Source organism: Bradyrhizobium sp. SZCCHNR1002, assembly GCF_032381435.1.
GTDB lineage: Bacteria > Pseudomonadota > Alphaproteobacteria > Rhizobiales > Xanthobacteraceae > Bradyrhizobium > Bradyrhizobium aeschynomenes.
The window spans coordinates 166,900-186,220 of sequence record NZ_JAUHIS010000009.1; the positions used below are offsets into that span (position 1 = coordinate 166,900).

General features: G+C 65.2%; 19 protein-coding genes and 1 pseudogene. 3 read left to right on the forward strand and 17 right to left on the reverse strand.

Features of this window, described 5'->3' with window-relative positions:
* Window positions 1-125: 125 nt before the first annotated feature.
* The 12 genes from ftsH to QX108_RS31395 all read right to left on the reverse strand — a co-directional run bounded on the left by ftsH (window position 126) and on the right by QX108_RS31395 (window position 14,477).
* Window positions 126-2,048 carry an ATP-dependent zinc metalloprotease FtsH gene (gene ftsH, locus QX108_RS31340; RefSeq protein WP_315724606.1) on the reverse strand — a complete coding sequence of 641 codons (1,923 nt, stop codon included), beginning with the start codon at window positions 2,046-2,048 and terminating at the stop codon, window positions 126-128.
* Between the two features lie 223 nt (window positions 2,049-2,271).
* Window positions 2,272-3,375: a tRNA lysidine(34) synthetase TilS gene (tilS, locus tag QX108_RS31345; RefSeq protein WP_315786336.1), complete on the reverse strand. Its 1,104-nt coding sequence runs from the start codon at window positions 3,373-3,375 to the stop codon at window positions 2,272-2,274.
* Window positions 3,376-3,478: 103 nt separating this feature from the next.
* Window positions 3,479-4,519, reverse strand: coding sequence for a tol-pal system protein YbgF (gene ybgF, locus QX108_RS31350; protein WP_315786339.1), 1,041 nt, complete (start codon window positions 4,517-4,519; stop codon window positions 3,479-3,481).
* Between the two features lie 187 nt (window positions 4,520-4,706).
* The gene (pal, locus tag QX108_RS31355) at window positions 4,707-5,201 is read right to left on the reverse strand and encodes a peptidoglycan-associated lipoprotein Pal (RefSeq protein WP_172133860.1); all 495 of its coding nucleotides are present in this window, start codon (window positions 5,199-5,201) and stop codon (window positions 4,707-4,709) included.
* A 309-nt stretch (window positions 5,202-5,510) separates the two neighbouring features.
* Window positions 5,511-6,233 (reverse strand): N-acyl amino acid synthase FeeM domain-containing protein, encoded by a 723-nt coding sequence (locus QX108_RS31360; protein ID WP_315786257.1) that lies wholly within the window; start codon window positions 6,231-6,233, stop codon window positions 5,511-5,513.
* 285 nt (window positions 6,234-6,518) lie between these two features.
* Window positions 6,519-8,858 carry a putative bifunctional diguanylate cyclase/phosphodiesterase gene (locus QX108_RS31365; protein ID WP_315786260.1) on the reverse strand — a complete coding sequence of 780 codons (2,340 nt, stop codon included), beginning with the start codon at window positions 8,856-8,858 and terminating at the stop codon, window positions 6,519-6,521.
* Window positions 8,859-9,109: 251 nt separating this feature from the next.
* Window positions 9,110-10,444 carry a Tol-Pal system beta propeller repeat protein TolB gene (gene tolB / locus QX108_RS31370; protein WP_315799632.1) on the reverse strand — a complete coding sequence of 445 codons (1,335 nt, stop codon included), beginning with the start codon at window positions 10,442-10,444 and terminating at the stop codon, window positions 9,110-9,112.
* Window positions 10,445-10,470: 26 nt separating this feature from the next.
* The gene (locus QX108_RS31375; protein WP_315786265.1) at window positions 10,471-11,490 is read right to left on the reverse strand and encodes a protein TolA; all 1,020 of its coding nucleotides are present in this window, start codon (window positions 11,488-11,490) and stop codon (window positions 10,471-10,473) included.
* Window positions 11,487-11,966: an ExbD/TolR family protein gene (locus QX108_RS31380; RefSeq protein ID WP_172109961.1), complete on the reverse strand. Its 480-nt coding sequence runs from the start codon at window positions 11,964-11,966 to the stop codon at window positions 11,487-11,489. Before QX108_RS31380 ends, QX108_RS31375 begins: the two co-directional genes overlap by 4 nt.
* Window positions 11,967-12,005: 39 nt before the next feature.
* A complete protein-coding gene (tolQ, locus tag QX108_RS31385) occupies window positions 12,006-12,680 on the reverse strand; it encodes a protein TolQ (RefSeq protein ID WP_050886856.1) in 675 nt (224 codons plus the stop codon).
* A gap of 456 nt (window positions 12,681-13,136) precedes the next feature.
* Window positions 13,137-13,622, reverse strand: coding sequence for a DUF2852 domain-containing protein (locus QX108_RS31390; RefSeq protein ID WP_172184993.1), 486 nt, complete (start codon window positions 13,620-13,622; stop codon window positions 13,137-13,139).
* Window positions 13,623-13,751: 129 nt separating this feature from the next.
* Complete coding sequence (locus QX108_RS31395; protein ID WP_315724593.1) at window positions 13,752-14,477, reverse strand: TetR/AcrR family transcriptional regulator; 726 nt, start codon at window positions 14,475-14,477, stop codon at window positions 13,752-13,754.
* A 141-nt stretch (window positions 14,478-14,618) separates the two neighbouring features.
* Between QX108_RS31395 and QX108_RS31400 the strand changes: the two genes are divergently transcribed.
* Together QX108_RS31400 and QX108_RS31405 are read left to right on the forward strand one after the other, a co-directional pair.
* Window positions 14,619-15,071 (forward strand): MarR family transcriptional regulator, encoded by a 453-nt coding sequence (locus tag QX108_RS31400; protein ID WP_315724591.1) that lies wholly within the window; start codon window positions 14,619-14,621, stop codon window positions 15,069-15,071.
* A 48-nt stretch (window positions 15,072-15,119) separates the two neighbouring features.
* Entirely contained in the window at window positions 15,120-15,521 is a 402-nt protein-coding gene (locus QX108_RS31405; protein ID WP_315724589.1) for a DUF1398 domain-containing protein, read from the forward strand.
* Between the two features lie 96 nt (window positions 15,522-15,617).
* Here QX108_RS31405 and QX108_RS31410 read toward each other — a convergent pair whose 3' ends face one another.
* The 5 genes and pseudogenes from QX108_RS31410 to QX108_RS31430 all read right to left on the reverse strand — a co-directional run bounded on the left by QX108_RS31410 (window position 15,618) and on the right by QX108_RS31430 (window position 18,683).
* Window positions 15,618-15,986, reverse strand: coding sequence for a hypothetical protein (locus QX108_RS31410; protein ID WP_315726619.1), 369 nt, complete (start codon window positions 15,984-15,986; stop codon window positions 15,618-15,620).
* Window positions 15,987-16,025: 39 nt separating this feature from the next.
* Window positions 16,026-16,433, reverse strand: a pseudogene (locus tag QX108_RS31415) (YciI family protein); the annotation flags it as partial.
* Between the two features lie 33 nt (window positions 16,434-16,466).
* The gene (locus QX108_RS31420) at window positions 16,467-16,880 is read right to left on the reverse strand and encodes a YciI family protein (RefSeq protein ID WP_315786271.1); all 414 of its coding nucleotides are present in this window, start codon (window positions 16,878-16,880) and stop codon (window positions 16,467-16,469) included.
* A 110-nt stretch (window positions 16,881-16,990) separates the two neighbouring features.
* Complete coding sequence (locus QX108_RS31425; RefSeq protein ID WP_315786273.1) at window positions 16,991-17,647, reverse strand: glutathione S-transferase family protein; 657 nt, start codon at window positions 17,645-17,647, stop codon at window positions 16,991-16,993.
* A 484-nt stretch (window positions 17,648-18,131) separates the two neighbouring features.
* Window positions 18,132-18,683: a dihydrofolate reductase family protein gene (locus QX108_RS31430; RefSeq protein ID WP_315724583.1), complete on the reverse strand. Its 552-nt coding sequence runs from the start codon at window positions 18,681-18,683 to the stop codon at window positions 18,132-18,134.
* 106 nt (window positions 18,684-18,789) lie between these two features.
* Between QX108_RS31430 and QX108_RS31435 the strand changes: the two genes are divergently transcribed.
* Entirely contained in the window at window positions 18,790-19,308 is a 519-nt protein-coding gene (locus QX108_RS31435; protein ID WP_315786277.1) for a helix-turn-helix domain-containing protein, read from the forward strand.
* Window positions 19,309-19,321: the final 13 nt, after the last annotated feature.

Sequence of the window (19,321 nt, forward strand, 5' to 3'; positions counted from 1 at the left end):
TCCCTTCGCCGGATGGTTGAACATGCCATCCATCCGCAGACAACGAAAAGCCCGGCTGTAAGCCGGGCCATCGCTTGGTTCTCGTTGATCTTGCCCCGCGAGGGAAGCTGATCCCCTGCCCCGTCCTATGCCTGGGGCTGCGGCTCCAGGCCGGGATCCGGATCGGGCCGCGGACGTGGCTTGCCGGCCGGCGGCACGGCCGAGGCACGCGGGGTCGACGGCTCGATCGCCGACTCGCGGTTCGGCTTCTTGCCCTTGAGCAGATCGAGGATCTCCTCGCCGGTCAGCGTCTCGTATTCGAGCAGCGCCTGGGCGATGGTCTCCCAATCTTCGCGCTTCTCGGTGATGATCCGCCGTGCCTCGAGCTCGCCGGCCTCGATCAGGCCGCGGATCTCGGAGTCGATCAGGCGCGCGGTATCGTCCGAAATGTTGGTCGAGCGCGCCACCGAATGACCCAGGAAGACCTCCTGCTCATTGCTCTGGTAGCGGACGCGGCCGAGCTTGTCGGACATGCCCCATTCCATCACCATCGCCCGGGCGAGGTTGGTGGCCTGCTGGATGTCGCCGGTGGCGCCGTTCGTCACCTTCTCCGCGCCGAACTTCTGCACCTCGGCCTCGCGGCCGCCGAACATCATCGCGAGCTTCGACACGCACCATTCGCGGGTATGCGAGTGACGGTCGGCCTCGGGCAGCGACTGCACCATGCCGAGCGCACGGCCGCGCGGAATAATGGTCGCCTTGTGGATCGGGTCGTGGCTCGGGACATTGAGGCCGACGATCGCATGGCCCGCCTCGTGATAGGCGGTCAGCATCTTCTCTTCCTCGGTCATGACCATCGAGCGGCGCTCGGCGCCCATCAGCACCTTGTCCTTGGCCTCCTCGAACTCGGCCTGCGTCACCATCCGCTTGTTGCGGCGGGCGGCGGTCAGCGCGGCTTCGTTGACGAGGTTCATCAGGTCGGCGCCCGAGAAGCCGGGCGTGCCGCGCGCGATCGTCTTGAGGTTGACATCCGGCGCCAGCGGCACCTTGCGGACATGGACCTTCAGGATCTGTTCGCGACCCATGATGTCCGGGTTGGACACCACGACCTGGCGGTCGAAGCGGCCGGGACGCATCAGGGCCGGGTCGAGCACGTCGGGCCGGTTGGTGGCGGCGATCAGGATCACGCCCTCATTGGCCTCGAAGCCGTCCATCTCGACCAGCAGCTGGTTGAGGGTCTGCTCACGCTCGTCATTGCCGCCGCCGAGGCCGGCGCCGCGATGACGGCCGACGGCGTCGATTTCGTCAATGAAGATGATGCAGGGCGCGTTCTTCTTGGCCTGCTCGAACATGTCGCGGACGCGGCTGGCACCGACGCCGACGAACATCTCGACGAAGTCCGAGCCCGAGATGGTGAAGAACGGCACGTTGGCTTCGCCGGCGACGGCGCGCGCGATCAGCGTCTTGCCGGTGCCGGGAGGGCCGACCAGCAGCACGCCGCGCGGGATGCGGCCGCCGAGCCGCTGAAACTTGCCGGGGTCGCGCAGGAATTCGACGATCTCCTGCAAATCCTGCTTGGCCTCGTCCACGCCCGCGACGTCCTCGAACGTCACACGGCCATGCGCCTCGGTCAGCATCTTCGCCCGCGACTTGCCGAAGCCCATCGCCTTGCCGGCGCCGCCCTGCATCTGCCGCGACAGGAAGATCCAGACGCCAATCAGCGCGATGAAGGGCAGCCAGGAGACCAGCAGCGACACGAACCACGGCACGTTGTCGCCCGGCGGCTTGGCCTGGATGTTGACCTTGGCGTCGTACAGACGCTTGACGAGATTCGGATCGCTCGGCGCGTAGGTCTGGAACGACGAGCCGTTCTTGAAGGTGCCGTGAATCTCCGGCCCCTGAATCACGACGTCGCGCACGTTGCCTTGATCAACCTCGGTCAGCAGCTGCGAGAAGTTGATGTCGGTCGAGGACGCACGTTGCCCCGGATTCTGAAACAGTGTGAACAGCGCCAACAGCAACAGGACAATAATGACCCAAAGGGCGAAATTGCGCAGATTGGCGTTCATCGATTTTCCTTCGTGGTCGCGCGGATCGCGGCCGTCTATCCTCGGACTCATCCCTGGGTAGCCACGAGGGAATCCCCCGGTCGACCGCTTCGTAATCTAGGTACCACTCGCACCAATGCCAAGGGAACCAGACAGGACTATTTAACGCATCCTAGCCCGATTCCCGCTTAAAAAATGGCGCGGGAAAGCGCCGCCGAGGCAGGTGGTTAAGGGTCCGCGAAACCTATCGTCCGCCCGAGGTCCCGCGCGGTCGCCGAGGCGGCGCGGGAGTGATCCGGATCGCATCGCGCGTCGTGCTTACCAGCGCACCTGCCAGCGTCTGTTTTAGCCTGCCCGACGTCGGCGTACCACCGCCTCCGGTCCCCGCAAGAGTCCGGTCCAGACGATCGAGCAGGGCTTCCGCCTTGCCGAGTTCCACTGGCCCTTCGGTTCCCACCCGATTGATGGCGCGCATCAGCAGGCGCAGCCTGATTTCCGCCGGGAGTGCGACAAAGGCGCGCGGCTCGAACATCTGTCCCTGATCCGGCCCGACGGCGCGGGCGCCAGCCCCGAGCAGCGTGAGGTCCTTCTCGGCGCCATCGACCATGAGCTCGATCGCGGCATTGGCGCGGCCGAGGCGGGCGGCGAGCGTCGCCAGCGTCCGCGCATCGCCACCCTCGGCAGCCAGAGCCGGCATCAGCGCCCGCAGACGGGGCCGCGTATACGCGAGATCGCGATTGGTCGGATCATCGGCAAACACGAGACCAGCGGAGCGAAGCGTCGCCACGAGGCGGGCCTTGGGCAGCGCGAGCAACGGCCGCGCCAGGAGCATGCCGTCGCGCTCGCTGATCGCCGCCATGGCCGCGAGCCCGGCGATGCCGCTGCCGCGCAGCAGCCGCATCAGCACGGTCTCTGCCTGGTCATCGCGTGTGTGGGCCGTGACGACATGGCTGGCGCCGGCCCGGCGCGCCGCCGCTGCCAGCAGGCGGTATCTCGCCCGGCGCGCCGCTTCGGGAATTCCGGCCGCCGGCTTCTCATCCCTCCAGCGCAACGTCCGATGCGCCATCCCGAGCTGCCGCGCGATCTGCTTGACCATCTGCGCTTCCCGCCGCCCCTCGGGGCGCAGACCATGGTCCACCGTGACCGCGACAAGACGCGGGCCGTCGGTCCGCGCTTCGCGCCATCGCGCCGCCAGCCACATCAGCGCCATCGAATCGGGCCCGCCGGAGACGGCAAGCACGAGCGCCGGCGCAGTGGCGAGCGGTGCGAACAGGCGCTCGGCTTCGGCTGCGGAGATCGGATCGCCGTCCTCGGAAGCCTGGTCCTGCGCGGTCTTGCTTGCTGCCATGGCAGCGGACATTAGGCGCGGGACGCCGGAACAACAAACTCCGGCAGCGGCGGACATGCCCGCCGGTCGACGCTCCGGATGGCACCGCCGCGCGAGGTCGCCGTCAGCACTTCACCCGCTTCTGCTCGCGGTCGACCGTGCTCTTCACGCCGGCCGACGCGCGCGGATATTTGCGTGTCACCTCGCCGAACGCGGCGCAGGCCGCCTCCTTCTCCTTCAGCGCCGCCAGCGACTGACCAAGCCGCAGCAGCGCGTCCGCCGCCTTCGACGACTTGTCGTGCTTGGTCGTTACGGCGAGGAAGATCTCGGCGGCATCGCGGTATTGCTGGCGCTGGTACAAGCTCTCGCCAAGCCAGTATTGCGCGTCGCCGATCATCGGATCGTTGGGATATTTCTGGGTGAAGTTGCGCATGGTCTGCTCGGCCAGCGCATAGTCGCGGCGCTGCATGTAGCCGATGCCGAGATCGTATTCGTCGCGCGGCGTCTGCCGCGGCGGCGCGGTCTCGAGGCCGCCGGCGCCCGGCGCAGCGACCGGCGCGCCCTGCGGATAGCGGCCACCTGTGGTGTTGGCGGACATTGCGGGGTCGGCGGCGGGACGACCGACGGGCTGGCCGCCGCCGGGCTGGATCGGCAGCGGGCCGCCGCCGAGCGCCTGCGGTGCGCCCGGCGCAGCCGGGTTCTGAGTGGGGTCGAACGCATCACCGCGGCGGCGGACGCCGGCGCCTGCGGCTGGCGGGTCCTGGGCGATCGGTGCGGGAGCCGCGGCCTGCGGCGGCACATAGCCTGGCTGCTGCTGCGGATAGGCCTGCTGCTGTTGACCGTATTGCGGCTGGCCATAGGCGGGCTGAGCCGGCTGCCCGTAGCCGGGAGAGAGCTGGGTTGGCGGCGCTGCCGCGCTTGGCTGGGGTGCAGGCGCGGTTGGCTGGGCCCCGCTCTGCAGCTGCCGCAGCCGCTCCTCGAGCTGGCGGTTGCGATATTGCAGCTCCTCGTTCTGCCCGGTCAGTTGCCGGAGCTGGTTTTCGAGCCGCTGAATGCGGATCTCAGGGTCGTCGTCGACCTGGGCGAGCGCCCGCGACGACAAGGCCTGGCACGAGAAAACGACGAGCGCTGCGAGAACCGCGGCGACGCTCCTGGAAAGAAACATGAACGACATGTTGCCCTGACAACCGGATCGGCGAGACGTTGGAAATAATAACCCTGAACGCGAGGCTCTACGTCAGAACGGCCATACAGACAAATGACGTTCGAGCGAAGACAAAACAATGAAGACAAAACAACGAAGCCGGCGTCGGTGGCGACGCCGGCTTCGTGAGCAAACAATCCGTTCAGCTTTATGAACTGGCGTTCAGCACGGTGACCGCGCGCCGGTTCTGCGACCAGCACGAGATGTCGTTACAGACCGCGACCGGCCGCTCCTTGCCGTAGGAGATGGTACGCATCCGCCCCTGATCGATGCCGCGCGAGGCCAGGAAATTGCGGACCGACTGCGCGCGGCGCGCGCCGAGCGCAATGTTGTACTCGCGGGTGCCGCGCTCATCGGCGTGGCCTTCGATCGTGAAGCTGTAGCGCGGATAGCTCTGCAGCCACTGCGCCTGCTTTTCCAGGGTCGCGATCGCCTGCGGCGTCAGATCGGTCTGGTCGCTCTCGAAGAAGACGCGATCGCCGACGTTCACGACGAAATCCTGCTGGCTGCCTGGAGTCGCAGCGCTTGCCATCGCACCATCTGCCCCGGTGAGATTTTTGTTGGCGCACGCGCCCATCGACAGCGCGACCGCGAGCACGGCGGCCAACTTCAATCCCTGGAGGATACGCATCTGATATTTCATTCCGGGAGCCTCCACGCTCACGTTCTTAGACTGCCATCCGGTCTACAGGGCGATGGTTAAGCGAACGTTCCGTCAACCTTGATGGGGTCTTGCCGAACCCCGTCAAATGCTAACGAAACCCGAAAAAGCGACCGCGATGGTTAATGGGTTGTAAATGTGGCGCCAGGGTGAAGGCAAGCGGCCGCGCGCCTGGAGCACGGCGCTTTTTCGCTGATTTTTGCGTCAAAGCCGCGAAACGGGCTGCGCGCCCGCCCCTGCGCCCGTTTATCTTGGGAACGATCGGCGCCGTCTTGGTCAAATCAGACCTGGTCAGCCGGCTTTGGCGACCGGCTGAATGCGAAACGAATCAGAGAAGGCGTCCTGCGTCGGACGATCGAACAGCATCCGCCGTTCGAAGGCGCTGGAGCGCATGAACGGGAAGCGCTGGAACACGCGGTCGCGGATCCTGGGATAGTGCGCCGCCACGAGGCCGACCGGCTTGGTCAGGCCGGAGTAGAGCCGCGGCTCGCCCCAGGGTTCCTGCAGGAACACCTTCTTGTAGAAGGCACGATGTTCCGGCCGCACGTTGGCGAGGCCGATGTCCGCGTGGAAATGAGCGCAGGCGACGTAGCCGAGCCGCACCGTCACGTAAGGAAGCGCCGGAAACAGCCGGGCCTTCTCATAGTCGGCGACGAACCGCGTCGGGTCGATGATCACCTTGCCGCGGTCGAGCTCGGGATGCAGCAGGTCGGCGAACATGTCTGACGACAACGACTTGCGCCACTGCGAATTCAGCACGCTGATGCGGATCGAGCTGTAGAGCTCGCCATTGACGTAGACGCCGAAGATGAAGCTGTTGGGGAGATCATCGTACTCGTCGGTGACGCGCTCGCTGGCCGAGGGGAGGATGGCGCCTTCGCGCAGATAGGCCCGGTAGCGCAGCCGATAGATCTCGTCCTTGTCCTCAGCAGTCAGAGCCAGCCGATAGTCCACGTTCTCGAGCGCATCCAACTTCTGATCAGCAACGGCAGTCACTCTAGCCGCCGACTTCATTCGCAACCCCTTTTCACACAACTCCTGCGAGCAGTTATGAGATTAACAGCGCGTTAATTCGGATGCAAAGCTTTCGGCGGTACACAGTTAACGGCACGTAGAATCCCGGTGCCGCAACCGTGACTTACGGGGGGAGCGACATGACGGGAGAGGATCGCTTCAGATCAGCTGCGTATCAATACGAAACGAATTCGCTTGGCATACGCGCCCGCTGCCCTCGCATGATACGACGTGCGGTTGTCCTGCATGGCTGCAGCCGCAGCCATGCCCTGAGCTCAGGGCAGATCAGGCGATCGAGCGCGTGGCGGCAAGGGCTGGGACCGGATCATCCGCGGATCGCCGCCCGTGAGAGGCGTTCAGGAGCTGACGAATGCGCACTGCGGGCACCGGGCGGCTGAACAGATAGCCCTGAGCTTCAGTGACGGTGCCGTCGACGCTGATCAGCTCCAGCTGCTCGTTGGTCTCGATGCCTTCGACGACGACCGACATACCGAGATCAGCCGACAGCCGGGCGACGCCGCGCAGCAGCGTAAGCGGCCGGTCACTGTCGATGCCCTCGAGGAACGAGCGGTCGATCTTGACCTTCTCCAGCGGGAAGTTGTGCAGATAGCTGAGGCTCGAATAGCCGGTGCCGAAGTCGTCGAGCGAGATCCTGACGCCGAGCATGTGCAGCTGCGACAGCACGTCGTGGGTCAGCTGCGTGTTGCGCAACAAGGAGGATTCGGTGATCTCGATCTCGAGGCGGTGCGGCGGCAGGCCCGACACTTCGAGGGCGTAGCGCACCTCGCTCAGCACGTCGCGCTGATGGAACTGCTGCGGGGAGAAGTTGACCGCGACGCTCACCGCCTCCGGCCACTTCATGCATTCCAGGCAGGCCTTGCGCAGGATCCAGCGGCCGAGATCGACGATCAGGCCCATGTCCTCGGCAACCGGGATGATGTCGACCGGCGACACCGTGCCGCGCACCGGATGGTTCCAGCGCAACAGCGCCTCGCAGGTCGAGATCTTGCCGGATTTGAGATTGACCAGCGGCTGATAGAACAGCTCGAACTCCTCATTGGCCAGCGCCTTGCGCAGGTCGAGCTCGAGGATGCGGCGCGCTTCGACGGTCTGGGCGAGCTCGTCGCGGAAGAAGCAGAAGGTGCCCCGTCCCTCCGCCTTCGCCCGGTAGAGCGCCATGTCGGCGTTCTTGAGCAGCGTGTCGGCGCTGATCCCCGGCGCCGTCATGGCGATGCCGACGCTGGCGCCGATCTCGACCAGGTGATTGTCGATCTTGTAGCGTTCGCTCAGCTGATCGACGATGCGCCGCGCCAGCACGGCGGCGTCGTCGTTGGAACGGATGTTGCGCTGGAACACGACGAACTCGTCGCCGCCGAAGCGCGCGACGAAATCCTCAGGCCTGAGCATGTCGCGCAGCCGCTCGGAGACGGCGCAGAGCAGCTGGTCGCCGCAGGGGTGGCCAAGCGTGTCGTTGACCTGCTTGAAGCGGTCGAGATCGACGAACAGCAATGCCGACAACTCGCCATGGCGTTGCGGAATCTTGAGCAGGCGCTCGATCTCGTCGCGGAAGCTGACCCGGTTCGGCAAGGTCGTGAGCTCGTCATAGCGCGCCAAGTGCGAGATCCTCGCCTCGGCATTCTGCCGCTCGGTGATGTCCTCGAGCAGGACCACCGCGCCGCCATCCGCCATCGGCTGGAAGGTCCAGGACAGCGAGCGGTCGCGCACCACGTCGGGGTCGCTGGTGATGATGTTGTGCGTCTTGGTGTTCTCGATCTCGGACAGAATCATCCGGCCGCTCGAGGCCGAGATCGTCCCGGAGATGACGCAGGCATTGATGATGTCGGCCGCCTTGCCGCCACGCTGCAGCGTGTCCTCCGGCAGGCCCATCATCTGGCCGAAGCGATGGTTCATCACCGCGAGGCGTCCGTCCGGGCGGAACATGCACAGACCGTGCGGCATGTTGTTCAGCGCCGTGTCGAACTGCTTGGCCAGCGCAGCCTCGCCTTCGCGCGCCACGAAGGCTTGCACGAAGATGCGCTGCAGATTGGTCGAGATGTGCTTCAGCGACAGGAAGAACAGTACGCAGAACGCCGCCATCCCCATGTAATAGGGACTGCCGTGCAGCGCGAGCGCCAGCGCAAGCGGCCCGCAGGCGAGCAGGATCTGGACGTGGAAGATCCAGGGCCGGCCATAGGTGCGGCCGGCGCCGGCGGACATGTAGCAGAGCGTGACCGAGATCGCGATCAGGTGGACGACCGGATCACCATTGTCGGCGACAGCCACGACGCACCATACCCCGAGCACGACCGCGTAGAGCATCGCGCCGATCTGATAGCGGATCTCCCAGCGCGCCACGGCTTCCTGGGTGAGCCGCCCGGCATCGCACAGATGGCGGTAATAGCGCATGTCGAGCGAGCGGAGCGCGCCGACGACGATGAGTATGACCGCGCAGGGCCATAGGTTGGCGTCACCGCTCTTGACGGCGGTCATGACGGCGGCGATGGCGGCGCAGAGTGCGCCGGCAAACATCGGGCCGGGATCCTGGAAGAGAGAGTCGACGAGAGCCGCCTGGATCGCAGGCGACAACTTTCGATCGTCTTCTCCGTTTTGACTAGCAAGCTGCATTCGTGCGCACGCGTCCTGTTCGGTGCGCAAACATTACCGTTCGCAGGTGAAGTCTTTCTGAGGGAACATCGTTAGCGGAGCGTTGCCGCAGCGCAGGAGCACACAAAAACCGCCGAAAATTCAGCAAACTAGGCAAACCCTACCCAGTTCCTGCAACGAATGGTTCCAATTTTTCCAACAACACGCATCGCGCGACTCGAAAAATCATGTCCACCGAAGCGTGAGCATGCCGGAGCGGGCCCGCCTTCGGGTTACGACAATAGCGGCGACCACGCCGGATCCGACGCGTAGCCCGGCGTCGGCACCTTCTGCTCGAAGCGACCGGAGACGTCGATCGTGTAGAGGGACGGGCCGGCGGTACCGCCGGGATCACGGAAGAACATCAGCACGCGACCGTTGGGCGCGAAGGTCGGGCCCTCATTGTGGAAGCCGGAGGTGAGGATGCGCTCGCCCGAGCCGTCGGTCTTCATGATGCCGATCGCGAACTGGCCGCCGCCCTGCTTGGTGAAGGCGATGTAGTCGCCGCGCGGCGACCACACCGGCGTCGAGTAGCTGCCCTCGCCGAACGAGATGCGCTGCGCACCGCCGCCGGTCGCCGGCATCACGTAGATCTGCGGCTTGCCGCCACGATCTGATTCGAAGCAGATCTGGCTGCCGTCGGGCGAGTAGCACGGCGAGGTGTCGATCGCCGGCGTGTCGGTGAGGCGCGTGGTCGAGCGCGAGCGCAGGTCCATCACGAACAGGTTGGAATTGCCGCCCTGCTGCAGGCTCAGGATGATGCGCTGGCCGTCCGGCGAGAAACGCGGCGAGAATGACATGCCCGGAAAATTGCCGACGATCTCGCGCTGACCGGTCTCGATGTTGAACAGATAGACTTTCGGGTCGCCCTGCCCGAACTCCATGTAGGTGATCTCCTGGCTCGACGGCGAGAAGCGCGGCGTCAGCACGAGGTCGGCGCCGCGGGTCAGATAGCGGACGTTGGCACCGTCCTGGTCCATCAGCGCCAGCCGCTTGACGCGGCGATCCGACGGCCCGCTCTCGTCGACGAAGACGACGCGGCTATCGAAATAGCCCTTCTCGCCGAGCAGGGTGGTGTAGATCTGGTCCGAGATGATGTGGGCGATCCGCCGCCAATATTCCGGCGCGGTGACGTATTGCTGGGCGGCCGACTGCTGCCCCGAATTGACGTCCCACAGTCTGAACTCGGCCTTCAGCCGTCCATCGCCCTGGCGGGTGGCACGGCCGGTCAGCAGCCCCTGCACGCTGAGCGGCTTCCAGCTCGCGAACTGCGGCACCTGGTCGAAATTGGTGATGCGCTCGGCGAACGCGGCCTGATCGAGCGGCGCGAAATAGCCGCTGCGCTTCAGATTGTTGGTGATGACCTGCGCAATGCCGTTGGCGACGTCGGCATCGCCGGGTCCGCCAGGGACGAACGGCGGAATCGCGATCGGGATCGGCTTGAAATCGGTTGGATCGATGCGCAGACGGCCTTGCTGGGCCTGCGCCAAAGCGGCAGACAATCCAAGAGCCGCAGTGCCGGCTCCTGCGATGAAACCGCGGCGCGATACTCTGGTGATGGATTGCATGGGAACCTTGGAGCCGAACTTCGAAATCATCGCGAATCTTTCAGACCAAATACGAGTTGAATCAGCTTCCAGGATTCATACTGGGTCTTGGGCAAGAAGGAGTAGGATTGGCATTGGATGATGGCGCGCCTGGCGCTCTCGGCCATCGCCATGGCAACCGACCGGGACGGTCCCCGCACCGCGACAATCCTCGGCTCGCCCGCGACCGTTCCGTCGGGTCGCATCGGAATGTCGATGTCGGCCTCGTACAGGTCCGCATCCTGGCCGTTATAGGGGAAGCCGAAACAGCGCCGCACGGCGGTCTGGAACGCGCCGCTCCAGCTCGCGATGTTGCTTTCAGCCATGCCCCGCGCCGAGCCCAGCGCCGCATTGGCATTCAGCTCGGCTCCCGTCACGGCCTGCCGCGTCGGGTCCTTCTGGTTGATCAGGCTCGCCATCTTCTCGGCGTCGAACTTGCGCTCGCTCTTGTGCTTCGGCGGCTCCGGCGTGGCGGCCGCGGTCTGCTGCGGCTTCGGCGGCTGCTTCGGCTTGTCCTTGTTCAGCACGCTGGCGATCTGATCCGGATTGAACGGGTCAGGCTTCTTCTCCTCGGGCTTCGGCTTCTCGGCGGGCGCGGGCTTGGGCGGCTCCGGCTTCTTCTCGGCCACCGGCTTGGGCGTGTCCGGCTGCTTCTCGACCGGCTTCGGCGGGTCGGGTTTCTTCTCGACCGGCTTTTCCGGCTTGGGCTGCGGCGTCGGCGCGGCGTCGGTCTCGGTGACCGGCTTCGGATCGACCTTGCCGACGATGTCTTCGGTCGGCTTCTTCTCACCGATCTTGTCGGCCAGGAGCTTGGCGACCTCCTTCTTGCCGGTCAGCGCGCCGGCCTTGGCCTTGGACGTATTGTCCTCCGAGATCACGTCGACCGGCACCAGATCCTCCGGCGGCGCCACCATCGAGCGCGCGGAGAAGCTGAACAGACCCCAGCCCAGCACGAGCACGTGCAGGGCCACGGAGAGGACCGTGCCCTTGCGCGTACGAGCGAACCGGATGAGGTCTTTCGCCGTCATGAGCCCTGTTCCGGCAGCACGACGATGCTGGCGCGATAGCCGGCGTCGCGCGCCAGGCCCAGCACCTTCATCATGTCGGAATAGCACGCATCGCGGTCGCCACGGATCTTGACGACGTTGTCGGCGCCGCCGGCGCCCGCGTCCTTCATCGCCTTGATCTTGGGTCCGAGCTCGCCGATCGCGATCGGGGTCTCGCCGAGATAGACGTCGACCTTGGATGCGCAACCGCCGCCGGTCTTCTTCACGGTGACCTCGAGCGGCGGCTTGGCATCGGCGGTCGACGCCGAGCCACCCTGCGCCTGCGGCAGGTCGACCTGGATGTTCACGGTGAGCAGGGGCGCCGCGACCATGAAGATGATCAGCAGCACCAGCATGACGTCGACCATCGGCGTGACGTTGATCTCCGACATCACCGGTGCCTTGCGCCGACCGCGGCGACCACCGCCGCCGGACGCGCTTCCCATGCTCATGCCCATGTTCTGGTGCTCACGATCACGACGCCACTATACCTGCCCTCATCCCCGCTCGTCGATCTGACGGGACAGGATGGCCGAAAATTCATCCGCGAAGCCTTCCAGCCGCTGCGCCTGCCGGTTCACCTCGGAAGAGAACTTGTTGTAGAAAATCGTCGCCGGAATGGCCGCGATCAGGCCGATGGCGGTGGCGAACAGCGCCTCCGCGATGCCCGGCGCGACCACGGCCAGCGACGTGTTCTTCGAGCCGGCGATGGCCTGGAAGCTCGTCATGATGCCCCAGACGGTGCCGAACAGGCCGACGAAGGGGCCGGCGGAACCGACCGTGGCCAGCACGAGGAGCCGGCGCTCCAGCCGCTCGACCTCGCGGGCGATCGAGACGTTCATCACCTTCTCGATCCGCATCTGCAGCCCGGCAAAGGAGCGCGCGTGGCCCTCGAACGAGCGCTTCCACTCGCGCATCGCCGCCACGAAACAGGCCGCCATCGACTGCGTCGGCTTGGCCGAGAGCACCCGATACAGCTCCTCGATCGACTCGCCGGACCAGAACGCCTGCTCAAAGCGGTCCATCGAGCGGCGCGTCCGGGAATAGAGGAACAGCTTGTCGATCGCGATCGCCCACACCCAGACCGAACAGGTGATGAGGCCGAGCATCACGCCCTTCACGACCCAATGCGCCTGCCAGAACAGCGCGATCAGGGAGAAGTCGCCTTCCATCCGCAGTATCCTCTCAACCAACCATCCCGGGCACCCCGGGACCATGCATCTGCCGTTCCACGGCGGATGCCGTCGCGGCGCACTGCGCCTACGCAAGAAAACCCTGAACTGATCGCTTTAAGAGGCCCGCCGAAGCCACAAGTGGCCTGCTTCCTCCGCCAACGTGTCAAAACAAGGGCTCCGGCGCCCGTAAGCGCCCCTTAACCAAACCCCCTCCGGGGTTAAGGCGGGGTTACCGCGGAGTTCTACCGAGGTCAAAGGTCCAGCCGGGCCAGCCAGATAGAGCCTTTGTGATCAGGGCCTTGCCGGATCATGGCCGTGCAGGCAGCGGCGAGCCGCCGCAGGTCGGCGATACCCGGGCAAACGCAAAACGCCCGCCAGCGGGGAACCGCAAGCGGGCGTCTCGTGCCGTCAGGGCGGGGCTGAAAGCCCTGCGGCGTCAGGATCGGCAGGCGATCAGCTCTGCGGCTGGTCGTTCGGCGGCGTCGGGCGCGGCTTGTGCTGGGCCATGAACGCGTCGAACTCTTCCTTGTCCTTGGCGTGGCGCAGGCGGGTCAGGAAGTCCCGGAACTCCTGCTGCTCCTCCTCCAGGCGCCGCAGGGTCTCCATGCGGTACTCATCGAAGGCGCGGTTGCCGCTCGAGGCCGGCTGCGCGAACCCGAAGCCGAAGCCGCGGCGCTCCATCTTGTCGCGCATGCGGTCCATCTTCCACTGCATCCGCTCCATCTTGTTCGACCAGCGATCACCGCCGTTCCAGCACGCCATCTTTCTGCTCCCGAGTGTGAAAAAGAGAAGGGCAAGTCCGATCGGCCACCAAATGATGAAGCCGAGCACGGTCACGGCGATCCAGCCGGGATGCCAGGGCGACTCCATCATGCGGGGCCGATACCTCTGCTCCTCCTCCGAACCGCGCCATCGATTGACATCTGCGGTGTAGGCCATCTCCCTCTCCATTCGCGGCGCCATGCCGTGTGAATGTAAATAACATTTACATAGCTAGACCAACCCGGGATTTTGTCAAGGCGGCCGCCTGACGCGCCGCCCGAATTATTTTTCGCGTTTGCTTGAACCTTATTTCGGCCGGCCCCACGGGCCCGCCGGCTTGTCGTCCTCCGGCAGCGGCGGAGGTTCTGCACCCGACGCCGGCGCCGGCCGGCGGTCGGTGGGGAAGCCCAGCCCGCGCAGATAGATCAGCACCTCGGCTTCCAGCAGCTCCTCCGGCGACATCGGCAGCTTGCGCCGGGCGGCATCGCCGCGCGCGAACAGCGAGGCAATGCCGTGCGCCATCGACCAGATGTGCAGCGCCATCATCATCGCCGGCGGCCGCGGCACGCCCGGCGGCGCCAGCGCCGCCAGCCGCTCCGCCGCGGCGCGGATCACGCCGAAAGCGCGCTCTCCGGCCGCCATGAGACCCGCCGTGGAATCCGCCGGCACGCCGGATTCGAACATCGCCGAATAGAATGCCGGCTCCGAACGGGCGAAGGCGAGATAGGCCTTGCCGACACGCTCGAACGCCGTGACCGTATCGGGACGGCCGTCATCCCACGCCGCCGACAGTTGCGACTCGAACTGCTCGAAGCCGCGCTGGGCGATGCTGGACAGCAATTCGTCGCGATCTCGGAAATGCCGGTACGGCGCGGCCGGGCTGACGCCGGCCATGCGCGCGGCGTCGGCGAAGGTGAAGCCGGCGGCCCCCTTCTGCGCGATCAGGTCGAGCGCCGCCTGCAGCAGCGCCTCCTTCAGGTTGCCGTGATGATAGCCGCGCTCGGCGCGGCGCTCTTCCTTGCGCCAGCTCATGTGAAGGGCTTTTACATGAGCGGGGTGAAAAGAAGCCAGCGCGAGTTTTCGACGTGCACCGGAATAGCGGCTCGAAGGCCTGCAAACAGTTGACTAGGAAACAAATGGGGGATAGTTTCCTAGTCAACCATAGGATCTCTTATGCTTGCCGTCTCTCAGCTTGCCGATCACACCGGGTTCTGGCTTCGCATGGTCTCCAATGCGGTGTCGCAGGACTTCGCCCGGAAGGTGGCAAGACAGGGCGTGACCGTCGCGGAGTGGGCGTTCATGCGGACGCTCTATGATCAGGACCCGATGTCCCCCTCGGTTCTCGCTGGCCTGATGGGGATGACCAAGGGCGCGATCAGCAAGCTTGCCGACCGCCTGCTGATGAAGGGTCTGATCATCAGGACCGAGACGCCCGGGGATCGGCGCGCGCACCGTCTCTCCCTGACGGCCGAAGGAAAGGCCAAGGTGCCGGTGCTGGCAATCCTGGCCGACGACAACGACACCGCCTATTTCGGCATGCTGGCGAAGGAGGACCACGACATGCTCCGTCGCATCCTTAAAGCCCTCGCCGAGAGCCGCGGCCTGAAGGTCATGCCGGTGGACTGAACGTCACCCGCCCACTCAACTCGATCGTTTCGGAAAAAGGATGCCGACATGGACGCGGACCAGATTGCCGTCGCCAGGACCTGTCTCGATGCCGCCCATGACGGAAGCCTCAGCTTTTCAGACATCGTGGGCCGGCTGATGGCAGCCGGCTTCGAAAGCTACGCGGTCGATTATCGCTGCAACACGCAGACCTGGTATTTGCCCGACGGCGATCATGTCACACTCGCGATGCGACCGACGGTCGAACGCGTCGCATCCACATTCGATGCTCCCGTGATCGGGCACCTCGTCCGATGGGCGCAGACCAATCCAGCCGACTACAGCTACGCGGCCTTCAGCGAGAAGGCGAAAGCTGCCGGCTGCGCAGGCTACGTCGTATCGTTTCTCGGCCGCCGCGTACTCTATTTCGGCCGCTCCGCCGAGACTCATGTCGAGCATTTTCCCAACTGACATGAGCGGACGAGCGCGGCCAAACGCTCCAATCGGCTCATCGCAACGGATGCGGTGGATCGCGCGGCGTCAGCCACGCGATCCGCGCACGTCCGCCTAGCCACCCGGAATCGGCATCACCGGCATGATCTCGACGCGCTCGCCGGGGAAGATCGTAAAATGCGGATGGTTCACGAACATCTTCGCGGCGTCCTCATGCGAGGCGGCGCGGATGACCGTGAAGCCGGCCATCTGGTTGGTGATGTCGTTGATGCCGTCCGGGCCGACCCGCTTGGTCTTGCCGAGCGGCCCGCCCATCGCGACGACGGCGTCCTTGTGGGTGTCGACCCAGGCGTGCCACGCTGCCATGCCTTCCCGCTCACGCGTATGCCGATCCGCGTCCGACAGCGCATCCCAGGCCTTCCAGGCCGGGCTGGTCCGGCTGCCGAGAAAGATCGCGAGATAGGTGTTGCTGTTGTCGCTCATTGCGCTTCCCTCCTGCTGTGAAATGGATGATCCGGCCCGGCCGGCATGCGGCAGCTCGGCAAAGCCCGCCGCCGCCTGCTGCACCTCTTCGGAAAAGTCCGTCATCTCCTGGACCTGCCGAATCTCGATGATCTCGTTGTCCGACGCCGGACATTGCCTGGCCCAGGCGATCGCCTCCTCGCGCGAGGCCACCTCGATCATCCAATAGCCGCCGAGCACCTCCTTGGCCTCGGCGAACGGGCCATCGGTCACCACAGGTTTGCCGCCTGCGAACGAGACTCGGGCACCCATCGACGGCGGATGCAGCCCTTCCAGCGTGATCAGCACGCCGGCATCCTTCAACGCCTCGTTGTAGCGCATCATCGCCGCGACCCGCTCCGGATCGAGCTGCACATCCGGCGGCGCGCTTTCATAGCCGAGCGGGATCATCAGCATCATGAAACGCATCACGTTCTCCCTTCCTGATCGAGTCGGCTTCGTTCAGCGCTGCGAACCCTGGGCCCGCAGCCGCTCCTCCTGCTCGCGCAGCTCCGGCGTGAACGCCTCGCCGAAATCCTCGGCTGCATAGACCCGGCGAATCTCGATCTGACCGCTCGGAAGCGGCGCCCGCTTCATGCGCTCGATCACCTCGTCGAGCGAGCCGGCCTTGAGCATCCAGAAGCCGGCGGCGAGATCGCCGGAAAGATCGAATGGACCGCGCATCACGCGCGCCTCGCCCTGCGAGAAGTCGATCCGCGCACCCTTGGCGGTCGGATGCAGGCCTTCGCCCGCCTCCATCATGCCGGCCTTGACCAGTTCCTCGTTGAACCGACCCATGGCGGCGAATTCCTCGGTGGTGGGCAGGATGCCGGCTTCCGTATCCTTGGTCGCCTTCACGATCACCATGAACCGCATGGTCACTCTCCCTGATGCTGTCGGGCAGGATGGCCCCTGCCCTCATCAGTAAGACGATCCGGTCCCGGTGCCGCCGACACGACACGGCGATTATTTTGGAAGTCCCAGGCTCAGCCCGGCTCCTGCGGGAACATGTGGAAATAGGGCTCGGCCTCGGCGAGCACCCGCGCCACCGACCGCCGTGCCTTGAGACGGTCGAGATAAGCCCGCACCGTGGCGAGCTCATCACCGAAAGGTTCCACCTTGTCGGCATAGAACAGCGCCGGCAGCGCCGCGCAATCCGCAAGCGTGAACCGCTCACCCATCGCCCAGCCGTCCCGCGGCAGCTCGGCCTCCAGCATCGCGTAGGATGTGCGCAGCCGGGCACGGGCATCGGCGACGCCGAGCGGATCGCGGGCGTCGCTCGGCCGCAGGCGGTCGAACACGACGGCCTGCGTCGGCATGTGCAGATAAAGATCGAGAAAGCGATCGCGCAGCCGCGTCTGCAGCGCCAGATCGATCTCTTCAGGAATGAAGCGCGTCGCACCCGCAAATTGTTGGTCGAGATATTCGATGATGATGCTCGACTCCGGGATCGTGCGCCGGCTTTGCTCGTCGCGCAGCACCGGAAACTTGCCGACCGGCCACAGCTTCAAGAACGCCGCGCGCTCGTCCGCATCGCCGAGGTTGATCAGCTTCGGCGTGAACGGAACGTCGTTCTCATACAGCGCGATCAGCACCTTCCAGCAGAATGACGACAAGGGATGGTAATAAAGGGTGAGAGACATCGTTCGCTCCTGATGAAGACATCGCAGAACAGCTTCGCTCGAGCCTCCGCTCCCACACGGAGGACGGAGCGCTCCCTCTCCCCGTTCTTACGGGGAGAGGGTTGGGGTGAGGGGCAGACGCACGGATGGTGCAAATGATTAGACACCTGTCCCCCTCACCCGGATCACGTTTTGCAAGGCAATCTGACCTGCCCTCGCAAACGGTAGAGCTCTCGCATGTGTCGATCTGCATGTGGCGCCCGTCTGTTTCCACGTCATCATGGCCGGGCCTGTCCCGGCCATCCACGTCGCCTTGCGCACTCGGAAAGACGTGGATGCCGGGGACAAAGCCCGGGCATGACGGGAGTCACTAATTGGCGACCAATTCGGCAAAGGCGATCGCGCTGCCGCGAGCGGGGCGAGGGACGCGGGTGCGCCGCGCGACAGTCGCGTCTCAATGACGGTATTCTCGCATCGGAGGCGACGCGCGCGCTCCGACATAAGCTCACACCTCCCGCACGGGAACATAGCGCACGATCACGACGCCGCTGGACAGCGCGCGACTGTCGATCAGCCGGAGCTTCATCGCCTGCCCCGGCTTGAACAGCGGCGCACCGCCGCCGAGCACGCACGGATTGATCGCCAGGCGAAACTCGTCGATCAGATCATGCGCGATGAGCGTTGAGGCGAGGTCGGCGCTGCCGAACAGGAAGAGATCCTTGACGCTGCCCTTCTTCAGCCGGTCCACGTCGGCGGCAAGATCCGGGGCCAGCAGATGCGCGTTCGACCATTCCAGGCGCGAGAGCGAACGTGATGCGACGTATTTCGGCACGCGGTTCATGAAGTCGGCGATGACGCCGCTCTCCTTTGGCCAATAGCCGGCCATCAGATCATAGGTCACCCGCCCGAACAGCAGCCCGCCCGCCTCCTGCAGCTGCGCCTCGGAGAACTGCTCCAGCTCGGGCCCCCAGACGTCCTCATGCCAGGAGATGTCGCCGTTCGCGCCTGCGACCATGCCGTCGAGCGTCATCATGTTCCACAACACCAGCCTGGCCATCGGCAGCACGCCTCCCTAACTGCTTTCATTTTGCAAGCAGTTTGAGAATGCCGGGACCGATGCGATATTGCAAGCGGTTATTCGCGACTCCGCCGATGAGTTTTCAATGTCAGACGTTCAGCGCTCCGGCTGCCCGATCAACCTCACGCTCGAAGTGGTCGGCGACAAATGGAGCCTGCTGATCATCCGCGACCTGATGTTCGGGAATCGCCGGCACTATCGCGAGCTGCTCGCCGGCTCGGAGGAAGGCATCTCCTCGAACATTCTGGCCGACCGGCTGAAGACGCTGCTCGCGGCCGGCATCATCAGCCGTGAGGATGATCCGAGCCATAAGCAGAAGGGGATCTACTCCCTGACCGAGCAGGGCATCGAGCTGTTGCCGATCCTCGCGCAGATGGCCGGCTGGGGTTACAAATATCTGCCGGTGTCGGAGGAGCTCGGTATCCGGGCCAAGCTGTTGATGGAAGGCGGGCCCAGGATGTGGGCCGAGTTCATGGACGAGCTGCGCGAGATCCATCTCGGCGTGAAAAAGCGCAGGAAGGCTGGACCAAGCGTCGGCGAGCGGCTGCAGGCGGCGTATCAGAAGATCGTCGCCGCCAACAAAGCCGGGACGTCCAACATCTGATTCGCAGCGGCGC